Source organism: Candidatus Magnetaquicoccus inordinatus (assembly GCF_004217665.1).
Lineage (GTDB): Bacteria > Pseudomonadota > Magnetococcia > Magnetococcales > Magnetaquicoccaceae > Magnetaquicoccus > Magnetaquicoccus inordinatus.
In genome coordinates this window covers 1-13,333 of record NZ_RXIU01000087.1, presented here as the reverse complement: position 1 = coordinate 13,333, position 13,333 = coordinate 1, and the positions used below count along the sequence as shown (strand labels likewise).

Genomic DNA, 13,333 nt, shown 5'->3' with positions numbered 1-13,333 from the left:
ATTCAGGTTCGTGCTGGCTCGCCAACTCTCCCCCCATGGGGATGCTGTACGAATTGGCGCAAAAATGCGCGCCAATCCGCACAGCTTGCTTCCATTAGGCGCTTAAGCCGACGCAAAAAGCGCGTCGGCTTAGTTTGAAAAGCGCGCCAAAGGCAAAAGATTACAAGCAAAATCCCAGGGATTCCATCCCTGGACCCGGCCAGGGAGGTGCCCTCCCTGGACCCGCAATAGTTTTGGGTGGTGAATAGTTACCAATGGAGTTTATCCGTTATACCCCTTCCCATTATGAGCTTCTGTTGCAACGCAGGGATGATCCCCATTTTCCTCAGGCGTTTCATCACCGGGAGTTTGTGGATTGGTATTATACCAGCTCCGGCCATTGCCATCTCGCGCTTTTTCTGGAAAAGGGGGAACTGGCTGGATGTATCGGTGTGGAACTCATGCGCTTTGAGAGTGCAGGGCGCCCTCTGCAGGTAGCCGCATCCAACAATCATGTGGCTTTTTTGCCCGGCATCGGGGGGTTGCAGTTGTTGTACTGGATGAGGGCAGCTCCCTATAGCATGGTGTTCGGAGGGAGTCAGGAGACCCACGCCATTCTGCGCCAACATCGCTGGCACTATTTTCCACCCGTACCCATTCTTCTGGCAAACCGGAAATGGACATACCATGGTCACCCTTGGCATTGGCGCAATCTGGTCAAAAGGGGAGTGGCTCTATTGTGGCCGCCAGGCCATCTGGCTGAAGAGCGATCCGCGATTCGTCGTCAAGGTGGAGAGTCGCTGCAGGTCAGAGAGGTGAGTCGGTTGGAGGCAGAGATGCTGCCGAGAGTCTCGCCATTCCATTTTCGTCTTGCCCCTTCTGTCGATTATCTGCGCTGGCGTTATGATACGACGTTGCGTTTTGTTCATTACCGCCTGTTTTGCATCAGTAACGGTCTGGAACAGGTCGGCTATGTGATTGTGCAGGAGAGTCAGGAGCGCATTCTGGTCAGTCAATGTGATGGCAATGATGTGCTGCTTCTGAGTTGCGGTATTCTGCTTGCCTTGGCTGATCTCACCGAACACGACAGACATCCCAGGGAGATGCAATTGAGTTGCTGTCATCCAGAGATGCAAAGGATCTTTTTGCTTTTTGGTTTCCATAACAGCTTTCATCCCCGTCCCTTTGTGATGGGTGCCCAGCGTGGGGAGCTGCCCATGGCGCATAACACCCGGCACTGGTTGGTCAATTTTGATTGGAATGATAACGGATTGCGTCCACCCTTTTCCGATCGGGAGAACCACTATGGTGGATGAATATTTGGCAAGCAACAAACCCACATTTTTGATTACCATTGATACCGAAGGGGATGATCTCTGGTCCGCACCCAGGCAGATTACGACGCGAAATGCTCTGTTTTTGCCACGTTTTCAGGCGTTATGCGAACAATACCATCTTTTGCCGACCTGGTTGACCAACCATGAAATGGTCCAGGATCCGCTCTACCGGGAGTTTGCCCAGGATCTATTGCTGCGTGATCAGGGAGAGATAGGAATGCATTTGCATGCCTGGAACTCTCCGCCGCTGAACTGCTCGCTGACCGGGGATGACATGCGCCATCATCCCTATCTGATTGAGTATCCTGAAGAGATCATGGCGGAAAAGGTGCGTGTGTTGACAGCAAGTCTGGAAGACTCTTTTAACCGCAAAATGGTCAGCCATCGAGCGGGAAGGTGGGCTTTTGACCAGCGCTATGCCCGCATTCTGGTCGAACACGGTTATCAGGTGGATTGTTCGGTCACTCCCCATACCTCCTGGCAAAAGACGCTGGGTGATCCAAACGGAGCGGGTGGCAGTGATTATCGTCATTTTCCGGAGCGCTGCTATTTCATGGATCTGCAAGCCATCCATCGTCCAGGGGAGAGCGATTTGTTGCAAGTTCCTGTTTCCATTCGCCGGGGAGCTTCCTTTGCAGCCTCTGCCATGCTGCAAAGATGGGAAAGCAGGGGAACGATTGCTGCACTGGGGGTGCGTGTCATTCGGCGTTTGTGGCCGGAAACTCGCTGGTTGCGACCCAATGGTCGAAATCTCTCTTCCATGAGAACCATTCTGGATGAGATTCTGGCGCGACGTGAGCCGTATGCCGAATTGATGCTGCACTCTTCGGAGTTGATGCCGGATGGCAGTCCCACCTTTCGCACGGCCAGACAGATTGACGCCCTGTACGACGACCTGGAACAGCTTTTTGCTGTTGCGGCTGACCGTTTCATCGGACGGACGCTGGCGGGTTTCTACAGCCATGTGCAGCAACTCTTTCCCGACAAAACAAAAAGGGAAACTCTCTTCCGATGAAGCATCGCCAACTGTTGCAACGCTTGTGGCACTCACCCTATCTGTGGCGCAGCTCCTTCTACAGCGGAGCACAGATGGGGATGCAAATTTTGTTGGGAGTGGGACAAATCTGGGCTTTGGCCAACTATTTACCCCGCGAAAGTTACGGCTTGTGGGGCTATTGTGCGGGTATAACCGGTTTGGTCAGCATCTTTACCCTGCCGGGTATGGGGCAGATGATCACCTATGGTGCTGCCCGCCAAATGGATGGAGTGCTTTGGGCGGGTGTGCGGATTCGCTTGCTGTTTGGCAGCAGTGCCACACTGTTGCTGTTGTTGATTGCCGGTTGGCACTGGTACGCAGGGCAGCGAGAGGCGGCTGCCATGCTGTTGTTGGCGGCATTGTTCCTCCCCTCCCAGTTGGCTTTTGACAGCATGGATGCCTACCTGAATGGAACGGGCAACTTCAAAGCGCAATTCTGGCGCCGGTTGTTGGCCCAGGGAACTCTGGCCGCGGCTATCACACTTGGCGCATGGCAGACCGGTTCGCTGCTGGTTTGCGCCGTCATGCTCTATGGCGGTGGTTTTCTGCTCAGCCTGTCTCTCTTTTTGACCCTGCTGCCGCAAAGACGCAACAGGGATCTGCCGGATGATTTTCTCTCCTTGAGTCGCCAATTCTCTTTGCAATCGATCGGCAATACCATCGGGCACAACATGGAGCGCCCGTTGCTTTCCCGCTTTATCTCTTTTGAAGAGATGGCCGCTTACAACTTGGCCCTCGCGGCGCAACTGGCGGTTGGCATGGGGCGATTGGTGGACCGTATTCTGGTCAGTCGTCTGGCTGATCCAAAACAGGGTGTCACCATTGCCCAGGTTCGTTGGGGCATGCAGGTACTTTTTGCACTGGGTGTGCTGGGATATCTGGTACTGTTTTTTTTGTTGCAGCATCTGATTCCTCTTCTGTTGCCCCATTATGGCGATGCCTTGCCGCTCATGGCCATCCTGTTGCTGCAGATGCCCTTTACCTGGTCTACCAGCCTGGGAATGAGCTGGTTGCTGGCCAGACCGGAGTACCATCCCTATTACCATCGGGTGACTTGGCTTATCATGGTGGCGAGAATTCTATTATTGACCGCCGGCGCTTTTCTGGGTGGCAGTCGGGGTGTTGCCTGGGCGTGGGTTGTTCTGGAATGCAGCAATTTTATCACCGTTTACCGAGTAACAAGACCGGGTACGACCCTCCCTCAGTCCCGCTCACAGCTTTGAGCCACCAGAACAGGTTTTCACCATCATGATTATTTCCAAGCCGGCATTCACCATTATTCCCTGGCCCAGAGGGCGTCACGGGGCCCAGGTCATGTTGCAGCGGTTTGTCTCCTCGGCACGCCAACATGGCTACCGTGTTTGGCCTGATCTGTTTACCGCCAACAAACATCCCTGCCTGTTTCTCGGTCATCCCAGGCAAAGCGAATTTCTCCGCTCCCCACGTCGTCTGGTCTATCGCATTGCCGGCATGTATATCGAAGAGCACTTTCGTCGCTTTGGCGAGGCATTTGCTGATCGTTCCTTCAAGCCCGAATATGCGGTTGCCAACCAGATTATCCGAGAGGCCCTGATTCACTCCCACTTTGTCATTTATCAAAGTGCCTGGAGCAAAGAGGTGCTGGATAGCCAATTGCATGGCAGGCAGGAGGGAACATGGGCCATCATTCCCAATGCCGTGCCATTGCACCATTTCAAGCCTGCCCTGGATTGGCCTCAGCGCCAGGGTAAACCTCTGGTGTTGGGTACAGCCGGTTTTTTGCGCAGTCGTCCGCGCCTGGAGGTTTTTTTTGATGTGGCTGGACGACTCCCTGAACGCCCCCGTCTGTTGCTGGTCGGACAACTGGATCACTATTGCCAAAAAACACTCGATACCGCTCTGGCCAATCCCTACTGGCAAGGGGCAATCCACTATGTTCCTTCCGTCTCTCCAGAACATTTGCCCGCTTATTACCGGCAGATGGATTGTCTGTTGCATCCGGTCATTGGCGATGCCTGTCCCAACGTGGTTGTGGAGGCTTTGGCCTGTGGGGTGCCTGTTGTTTGTCCTCGGGAGGGGGGTACGGCAGAGATAGTCGGTCCGGCAGGTGTTGCGGTTGATGATCCTGAGAGGCTCTATAGTGAAACCTTGCGTGCCGGTATGGCAGAGGCTGTGCAGAGGGTTTTCAGGCATCTGCCGCACTACAAGCAGTTGGCGCGCAAACAGGCCGAAGAAAACAATGATATCGAAAAATTGACCATTCGTTATCTGCATGCGCTCGGTTTTTCATCCTGATTGCGGGAAGAGCCATGTCGCCAGCCCTCTCCATTCCTGTTGGTCCGCTCCAGAAACCAAGCCTGGGGGTGCGATATGCCGGATTCTATTTTTTTCTGGTCTTTGCCGTGTGGCCGTTGACCATACCCATTTTTCCGGTCGGCTCCCTTGAGTCCCGCTTTCCCCTGTTGGTCGGTGTGGCCATGATTTTTGTGGCCATAAGAGATGGACGCAAGTTGAGTCAGATCCGCATTCCAGCACAATATTTTTTTATTTTTTGTCTTTTTTATGTTTTGAGCAGCATTGAAGGGCCGGAAGCCCCCGGCCTGGTTGAAGGGGTGATCAGCCTGTTACGCAGTGTTGGTTTGGGGGTTGCGCTGGTACTCAGCATTCGTACTGTTGCAGATTTGCAATTTTTTCTCAGGGTTTATGTCTGGTATGGTATTGCCTCAACCCTGTATGGCTTGCTTTTTATGGTTCCCGGTTTGATGGGTATCGGTGGGACACTGCTGGCAATGGGGTTGCCGCCGGGCAAGGATCCGGGAGCCATGCGTATGACTGGATTGTTGACCGACCCAACCTATTTTGGACTATCGGTGATGCCGGCATTGTTGATTACCCTGCATCAGGTGATGTCCAGCGGATTCCGCAACAACCGGTTTCACTATTGGTTGGTCGTTACCTATACCGCTCTGCTTTCAATGGGCATCATTCTCTCCTTTTCCCGCACAACCTGGGCGGGGGTTGCAGCCGGTATTCTTCTTCTGACCGGAATGCAAAGAAAAATTTTGCGCACATTTTTTTCGTTTTTGTTCATTCTGCTTTTTTTGCATATGGCTGCGCCGGATGAACTGCTGGAGGTTGCTCTGAGTGATAACGCCGACAGAACCACCATCGAACTGAATGAACGCAATGACTCCCGTTCGGGAATTTGGATGGCCTATTTTGAGCTTGCCATGGCCAACCCTCTGGGTTACGGTTTGGGCAGTATCGAATATTTGCGCCAATTGCCGACCACTTTTTCCGGAATGTGGGCTCGTGAAAGTCCCAGGCCTCACAACATCTACCTGTTTATTTGGGTGGAATCGGGATTGCAGACAGTTTTGCCGCTTTTGGGACTACTGGGCATCAGTTTCATGCGTTGTTGGAAAATTCGCCATTTGATTGACCCGATGACCGGACAGTACTATGGGGCGCTAGGCATGGCCTTGCTGACAGCCATGACCATTGGTTTGTTTGGTTTGGGAGGCATGTTGCAGTTGTTGTCGATCAATATTTCCTTGGGTTTGGCAATCTGGTATCTGGGTGTGGAAAAAAAATTGCTGCGTCCACTCTGACCGATGCACTTGCCTGCTTGGCTTGGATGGTTGAAATCAGCCGTTTCACTTATTTCTGGGAGGTCAGCGGATGCAACAGAACGGAATATTGCCGTTGCCATTGGCCGATGTGCGGTTGGGGATTATCGGACTGGGATATGTGGGACTTCCCCTGGCAGTTGCATTCGGCAAAATTTTGCCCACCATAGGTTATGATACCAATACACAGCGTGTCGAAGAGTTGTGCACTGGAGTCGATCGAACCTGCAGCGTGTCGTCGGAGGAGTTGTTGGCTGCAGAACAACTGCAGCTTTCCTCAGTGGAAGAGTCGCTGCCTATCTGCAACATCTTCATTGTCACGGTGCCCACGCCAGTCGATGCCCATAAACGCCCCGATCTGGATCCCCTGAAAAAGGCGACCGCTACTGTTGCCCGTGCCTTGCATCCCGGCGGGATCGTCATCTTTGAATCGACTGTCTATCCTGGGACAACGGAAGAGGTGTGCGTTCCCATTCTGGAGCAAGTGTCCGGCATGTTTTGCAACAAGGATTTTACTGTCGGGTACAGTCCGGAACGGATCAATGCCGGGGATATGAAGCACCGTTTGCCGGATATTGTGAAGATTACCTCCGGATCCACCCAGGAGACTGCAGAGCAAGTGGATCTCCTGTATCGCACCATCATTCACGCGGGTACGCATCCAGCTTCCTCTATCCGAGTGGCAGAAGCAGCAAAAATTATTGAAAATATCCAAAGAGATATAAATATTGCCCTGATGAATGAGCTTTCCATGCTGTTTTACCGACTGGGAATTGACACCCATGAAGTGTTGGCAGCGGCGGGCAGCAAATGGAATTTTATTCCCTTTCATCCCGGTCTGGTGGGAGGACACTGTATTGCGGTTGATCCGTACTATTTGGCCTACAAGGCGCAAGAGGTGGATTTTTTTCCGGAAATCATCCTGGCGGGCAGACGAATCAATGACGGCATGGGCGCTTATGTTGCGCAACAGGTGATCCAACTGATGATCCGTAAAAGAATCTCGTTGGTCGATGCCCGGGTGTTGGTCATGGGGGTGACCTTCAAGGAAAATTGCCCGGACATGAGAAATTCTCAGGTTCTTCACATCATACGTGAGTTGTCTGAATGCGGCATGCAGATTTCCGTGTACGATCCGTTGGTGAGCGGCGAACCTGGTATGCCGCAATTGAATCTGATTACCGAGCCGCACGATGGATATTACCAAGCAATTGTATTGGCTGTCGCGCATCAGGTTTTTCTGAGCATGGGGGCAGAAAAGATCGTTGGCTTTGGGGTCCAGGGAGCCGTCATTTATGATGTCAAGCACGTGCTGCCAACGCACTTGACGCATGGGAGATTGTGAGAGAGTCGGCTTGTGGGTTTGGTTTGTCTGTTTTCCAGAGGGACAGAGCCGACCTGTGTTGTCCGATCCCGAACTATTATGGCTTTACCAGCTCCTTGAAAGAGGGGACGTCGACTTTCAGGATGTGGTTGACCAGCCAATTTTCAAGAAAAACAAGGACATCAGTACCAATCGCCTCCTTGTCTGCCTGATCCATGTTATAGTAAGCAACCACCTGATTTTTGAGGTCAGCGTGCAGGTAACGGTGATCCTGCAGTTTGGGAGCGCCCAACTGTTCCAGATGTTGCTCCTCTCTGGCGAAGTGGGTATTAACATAGTCAATCAGTTCATCCAACAAAATGCTCAACTGGTTGGAGTCGTGTCGGTTATCCCATGAATCCCAGCATTTTTTAATTATATGGAACAGTTTTTTATGATCATCATCGATTATCTGTATTCCGCTGCTCCACTCAGGTTGCCATTGATTAATGTTTGACATAGACAGTGCCCCGGTTCATTGAAGAGGATTGATTGCAGGGAGAATGAACACCTGATTGGACTGGACGCGGATGGTCAATCAGTACCCAGTCGCATTATATATGGAAATTGCGTCTCGGCAACGATTTTGCGGTTCAAAGGGAGTGTAACCTTCCATTTATTCCTATGCTACCAATTTGCATTGATAAGAGTGTTGAATTTCCGAATCCTGAACGGAGAAATCAAGGGGTACAATACACATTTCCTGTTGAAATATGTATGATGTTCTGTGTGCCCGACTCCGTTGCAATATGTATGATGTCCTGTGTGCCCGAATCGGAAAGGGAATACATGTGTCAATATCAGGTTGCCAGGCCATGTGCTCTATCATCCAACCACCAACCATGCTGATGTGTTTTGGGCTGCTTTGGGAAGGATCTTCTCGCCATGATGCGATTTGTACTCATTTTTTGTGGTGTGATGGGCGTGGCGGCGCTGTTGCAAGAGTTGCTGTTGGGGGCCTCTTACGAGGAAAGCGGCTTGGAACGGCTTGGCTATGCTGCTGGATTCGCTCTGCTGCTTGCTTGGTGGTTGTGTTCTTTGAACGGGAAGGATTTGCTTCGTGTTCTGAAAGGGATGGCGCCATGGTTGATCATGATGATCTTGCTGATTCTGGCCTACGGTTGGCGTCATGAGATGGGGGCCTCTTTGGGGCGTTTCCAGGCAACATTGTTGCCGCAACGTGGTTTCAGTCAGGTTCCAGGATCTCTGAGCGTCTTTAAATCATCAGATGGCCATTTTTATGTAGAACCGCGCATCCAGGGTGTATTGGTTCGTATGCTGGTGGATACTGGAGCCAGCGACATCATGCTCAGTCGTGCAGCGGCCAAGCGCATAGGGTTGGACCTTGATCAGTTGGATTATACACTACAATACCGCACTGCCAATGGTTTGGTCCGGGCAGCACCGGTGATTTTGGAGGATTTACGTTTGGGGGATCTGGTGTTGCGACACCTTCCCGCTTCGGTAAATGCTGGAACATCCGATAGCTCCTTGTTGGGAATGGCTTTTTTCAAAAAACTTGACTCGTATGATGTCAAGAATGACCTCCTGACATTGCGATGGTACAATTCAGCCCAGCGTTGACATAATCTGCAAATCTGGAAATTTGAGGACGCATACATATTTTTAACGGAAAATATGTATGCGTTGTATTGTTGTGCATCGAGATCTCCAAAATACTGCTTGTAGGTAGTGACTTGCATGGTTGAACCTGATACCCTTGGCCCTATGAACGATATCACCCAACCTCATGATCGTCTTTTCAAGGTCGTCATGTCTTATCCAGAGACAGCGGGTGCCTTGCTGCGTGAACGGTTGCCAGTCAAAGTCTCTCAGTTGCTGGTGCCGGAAGCTCCACAACTGGTCGAAGGCACCTTTGTCGAAGAACACTTGTGGCCTTATTATTCGGATCGCCTGTTCGAGACCAAGACGATCACTGGCAAACCTGTGGTGTTCTACGTGCTGCTTGAACATAAGAGCTACGCAGACGACAAGGTCGCTTGGCAGTTGTGTCGGGGCATCTACGGCATCATGGACCAGAAAAGCCGTGCAGAAGAAAACTGGCGGAAATTGCCAGCGGTTCTGCCAATGCTGCTCTATCACGGCCAACAGGAATGGCGCATCCCGAATCAATTGCTGGCCTTGATTGATGCAGATGAGGTCATGACACCGTGGTTGTTAAATTTTCACTTCCCGGTAGTTGACTTGGGTCCGATTCCGAACCAGGAACTGTCGCAGGAATCCAAATTGCGGACCTGTCTGATGGCATTGAAATATGGAACCCGTGATCCGCAAGAGCAGATGGAGGCTCTGGAAGAGCTCATATCTGCTCTGATAAAAACACCGGAGTTGCTGGTTTCTGTTTTGCGTTATCTTTTGACAACCTTTTCAAACTTGAGTGAAAATCATGTGCGGCAGATTATAAGCCGCGTCAATCCGCAGGAGGAAGCTGAAATGATGTCACAATTTGCTCGGGAGATTTTGGCCAAGGGCAAACCAGAGTGGGCTGCTCTCGCGCGTCAGGAAGGCGAACAGAAAGGCAAACTGGAAGGCAAACTGGAAGGCAAACTGGAAGGCAAACTGGAAGGCAAACTGGAAGGCAAAACAGAGACTTTTGTTAGCCAATTGCAATACCGCTTCGGTGAGTTGCCTTTGTGGAGTATCCAAAAAATAGCCGCAGCCAATTCTGAAACTTTGGATAAATGGATACTTCGTATTCTGGATGCACCGACCCTGGAAAGCGTTTTTGCCGATCCGTCCTGATAGCCTTCAGGTGTTCCGTAAGCCAGTGATAGACCAAGTGGTGGCCGCCACTTCCTGGCTCTGGTCATGCCGTTGGCCGCCAAGGGTACATTGCCTGTTGCCGTGCGAGATCCAAGCCTAAAACAATACAAACAACACGGGGTCCAAGAAATATCTCTTGGACCCCGTGGCAACCCTTGCTGAGGGATGGATTATTGTTCTGGCAAAATTTACAGATTGTTGCTGCGTGAAGAGGCCACGGTCACAGGCTGTTCCGGGCTGAAGGCGGGAATAGAGCTGGGTACCATGACATAGTTGACACCATCATTCTCACTCTCTGCCACACGGTTCAGCCGTTCTTGATGCACTTTGGCAAACGCCTGATCCAATAAAGAGGCCATCTTGTTGTCACGGGAGACCGCCGAACGCCCACCAAAGACCACACCGATCAAACGGGTTTGCTCACGTACCGTGGAGGCAACCAAATTGAAACCTGAGGCACGAATATAACCGGTCTTGATGCCATCCATGCCCTGGTAACGTTTCATCAGATGATTGTGATTATTGTGGCGGATTCCGGCATAGGTAAAGCCAACACGGCTGAAATAGGGATAAAACTGCGGATGATGATAGATCAAAGCATAGCCCAAAATGGCCATGTCACGTGCGGTGGTTACCTGTTCTGGGTTGGGCAGACCTGAGGGGTTGCGGAAGACCGTGCTTTTCATACCCAAGGCCCGTGCCTTGTTGGTCATCAGGCGTGCAAACTGCTCTTCGCTGCCACCAAGTGCCTCGGCAACCACCACCGTGGCATCATTGGCCGATTTGGTGACCAGACCCAACAAGGCATCTTCCACCCGAATCTGTTGTCCTGGCCGCAGACCCAGTTTGGAAGGCTCTTGACTGGCGGCATTTTGCGATACTGGCAACATTTGGTTCAAATGCAGTTGACCGGTTTTCAACGCCTGAAAGGCCAGATACAAGGTCATCATTTTGGTCAGTGAGGCGGGGTGACGCAACTCGTCAGGATCGGTGGCATGCAGGATACGTCCAGTACGGGCTTCCATAATCAGATCTGCATAGTTGGCCGACTGACGATCCACCGGTGGCGGATGGCGTTTGACATGTTTACTGCGTTTGCCAACCACAGCTTTTTTCTGCGTTTTGTGTACCTTGCTGACTTTGTGCGCCACTTTATGTGCGGAACGGCGATGTTTGTGCGCCGCCTCGGCGGCAAAAGGCGACAACATCCCGGCAACAACCCAGAGGATCAGAAGGACTTTGACAAAACCGGTGCTCAGGCGTTGTGGAAGCATGGCGCATATACCCGCAGTTGATGTTGACCCCGTTAGCGAGCTCTCTCTCGCTGAGGGAGCGTCGAGCAATTTTATTGCCAACTGCTGTCTCCTGAATCAACTGCTTGCAAGTAAATAAATAATCATTATATATTCATAATTTATGCTGTCGTATGCCCTTCGCTGTTCTGCGCAACAAACAGCCGATCCACCAAGAGATGACGGAAGCTCGTCATTCCCTGTCAGCACTGTCAACAGTGGCTACGACAACAGAAGAAAAGCAGTTCTGGCACTCTGCTGGCTTTCAATAATAACCATTGCCAAAAACAGGCTTTTTCTTCTCACGCGGATCATCCACAATCTGCACCCCTCTGTCAAGTTTACCTACGGTTACCTTCAGAAAATTGACGCCACCCCCGTCAGGATTGGCCTTGCAACCAGGAGGCAATGCTGTTGGGTGCCGAGGGAAAATACCAGTGAATATAAGAGGCACGAATATTACCCAGGCGGATGCCGGGATCGCCTCGGCTGACCTGGAAGGCTGCAGGAAGAGCAGAGGGATCGCGGCTGGAGTAGTGAAACTCATGGCCTTGGGCTCCCGAAATCTCCTGACGATAACCTAATCCAGCCAGTTTGCTGGTCATGCGTGTATGGATGGGTAACAGATTGGCCATTGGCCAACTCTTGCCCTCCAGATCTTGCAATGTCTGGCCAATCGCCATCATGCCCCCGCACTCTGCCAGTATGGGCAGACCCTGAGCGGCAGCTTGGTGCAGAGAGAGCCAGGTTGGAGATTGGGCGAGGGAGGCGGCATGGAGCTCCGGGTAGCCGCCGGGAAGCCACAGCGCCTGGCAAGAGGTGGGCACTGCCTCTCCAGCCAGGGGAGAGAAAAAGTGCAGCGTGGCTCCTTGTTCTTGCAGCCAATCGAGGTTGGCGGGATAGAGAAAACAGAAGGCGGCATCACGGGCGATGGCAATCCTTTTGCCAGCGAGCAGGCGTTTGCTGTTGCTTCTGGGTGTTGAAACAGTGGCAACTGCAGGGCCAGGTGGTTCGGGCAACAGGCTGCGAAATGACTCTTCTTGCAGTTGAATGGCCTGCTGCAGGATGGGGAGGGGGGGCAGGGGATGGTCGTGGGGCAGATAGAGACCCAAATGGCGTTCGGCAAGCTGCAACTCAGGGCTGTGACTGAGCCAGCCCAGCAGAGGAGGGAGCTGACAACTCTGCAGTGTATCTGCCAGCAGACGGGCATGCGAGGGGCTGCCGACGCGATTGGCAATGATACCGACAATGGTAAAATCTTCGGCAAAGTGTTGGAATCCGCTCACCAGGGCCGCAAGCGAACCAGCCATCCCTTTGGCATTGATCACCAGAATGACCGGCAGGTTGAGGGTGCGCGCAAGATCTGCTGATGAACCAGGACCGCCCACTCCCTGCCGACCGTCATATAGTCCCATGGCTCCTTCCACGATGGCAAGAGTGCCGACCGGAGCATGCTGTTGCAAAAGGCGCCGACACTCCTCTCTGCCCATCATCTGCGTATCCAGGGAGTAGCTGGGTTTTTGACAGAGGGCACTATGCCAGAGCGGATCGATAAAATCGGGTCCAGCCTTGAAGGGGGCGATTTGATACCCCTCTTGGCAGAGACGTGCCATCAGGGCCAATGCGACCACTGTTTTACCACTGTGTGATTGCGTGGCTGCGAGGAGAAATCCGGGTGGGTTTTTCATGGTGCATATGTTAGCATCTTTAAGGGAGGGTGAATAGTTGGTGCAAACAGTTGGTCAGGGCAATCGCATTTGCAAACCAGAAAATTATTAGGGAGGTCCAGGAGGAGATTATCTCCTCCTGGTGGGTGCAGGGCAAAGCCCTGCTGATAATGTGCGGCGTTTCACAAAAGTGAATGCGTAGCATTCACGCACGCCGCACAGATTTGTGCCCCGCAGGGGCACTCTTTGGGAGGGCGGACGCCCGAC

Annotated in this window: 11 protein-coding genes; 8 read left to right on the top strand and 3 right to left on the bottom strand. The window is 52.2% G+C overall.

Features of this window, described 5'->3' with window-relative positions:
* The first annotated feature begins 254 nt into the window (after positions 1-254).
* The 6 genes from EJP87_RS08165 (at position 255) to EJP87_RS08140 (ending at position 7,305) form a co-directional block, all read left to right on the top strand.
* Positions 255-1,295 carry a hypothetical protein gene (locus tag EJP87_RS08165; protein WP_130471371.1) on the top strand — a complete coding sequence of 347 codons (1,041 nt, stop codon included), beginning with the start codon at positions 255-257 and terminating at the stop codon, positions 1,293-1,295.
* The gene (locus EJP87_RS08160) at positions 1,285-2,331 is read left to right on the top strand and encodes a polysaccharide deacetylase family protein (RefSeq protein WP_130471370.1); all 1,047 of its coding nucleotides are present in this window, start codon (positions 1,285-1,287) and stop codon (positions 2,329-2,331) included. Before EJP87_RS08165 ends, EJP87_RS08160 begins: the two co-directional genes overlap by 11 nt.
* On the top strand, positions 2,328-3,575 hold the full coding sequence (locus EJP87_RS08155; RefSeq protein WP_130471369.1) for a lipopolysaccharide biosynthesis protein: 1,248 nt from the start codon (positions 2,328-2,330) through the stop codon (positions 3,573-3,575). Before EJP87_RS08160 ends, EJP87_RS08155 begins: the two co-directional genes overlap by 4 nt.
* A 25-nt stretch (positions 3,576-3,600) precedes the next feature.
* Positions 3,601-4,626 (top strand): glycosyltransferase family 4 protein, encoded by a 1,026-nt coding sequence (locus tag EJP87_RS08150; RefSeq protein ID WP_130471368.1) that lies wholly within the window; start codon positions 3,601-3,603, stop codon positions 4,624-4,626.
* A 14-nt stretch (positions 4,627-4,640) separates the two neighbouring features.
* Positions 4,641-5,942 carry an O-antigen ligase family protein gene (locus EJP87_RS08145; RefSeq protein WP_130471367.1) on the top strand — a complete coding sequence of 434 codons (1,302 nt, stop codon included), beginning with the start codon at positions 4,641-4,643 and terminating at the stop codon, positions 5,940-5,942.
* Between the two features lie 70 nt (positions 5,943-6,012).
* A complete protein-coding gene (locus EJP87_RS08140) occupies positions 6,013-7,305 on the top strand; it encodes a nucleotide sugar dehydrogenase (protein ID WP_130471366.1) in 1,293 nt (430 codons plus the stop codon).
* A 76-nt stretch (positions 7,306-7,381) separates the two neighbouring features.
* Here the strand turns inward: EJP87_RS08140 and EJP87_RS08135 are convergent, their stop codons facing one another.
* A complete protein-coding gene (locus tag EJP87_RS08135) occupies positions 7,382-7,783 on the bottom strand; it encodes a bacteriohemerythrin (protein WP_130471365.1) in 402 nt (133 codons plus the stop codon).
* A 425-nt stretch (positions 7,784-8,208) separates the two neighbouring features.
* Between EJP87_RS08135 and EJP87_RS08130 the strand changes: the two genes are divergently transcribed.
* Both EJP87_RS08130 and EJP87_RS08125 read left to right on the top strand, forming a co-directional pair.
* The gene (locus tag EJP87_RS08130) at positions 8,209-8,907 is read left to right on the top strand and encodes a retropepsin-like aspartic protease family protein (RefSeq protein WP_130471364.1); all 699 of its coding nucleotides are present in this window, start codon (positions 8,209-8,211) and stop codon (positions 8,905-8,907) included.
* A 117-nt stretch (positions 8,908-9,024) separates the two neighbouring features.
* Entirely contained in the window at positions 9,025-10,086 is a 1,062-nt protein-coding gene (locus EJP87_RS08125; protein WP_130471363.1) for an Rpn family recombination-promoting nuclease/putative transposase, read from the top strand.
* A 209-nt stretch (positions 10,087-10,295) separates the two neighbouring features.
* Here the strand turns inward: EJP87_RS08125 and EJP87_RS08120 are convergent, their stop codons facing one another.
* On the bottom strand, positions 10,296-11,381 hold the full coding sequence (locus tag EJP87_RS08120) for a D-alanyl-D-alanine carboxypeptidase family protein (RefSeq protein ID WP_227657532.1): 1,086 nt from the start codon (positions 11,379-11,381) through the stop codon (positions 10,296-10,298).
* Positions 11,382-11,779: 398 nt separating this feature from the next.
* A complete protein-coding gene (locus tag EJP87_RS08115) occupies positions 11,780-13,087 on the bottom strand; it encodes a cobyrinic acid a,c-diamide synthase CobB (RefSeq protein ID WP_130471362.1) in 1,308 nt (435 codons plus the stop codon).
* Between the last annotated feature and the right edge of the window lie 246 nt (positions 13,088-13,333).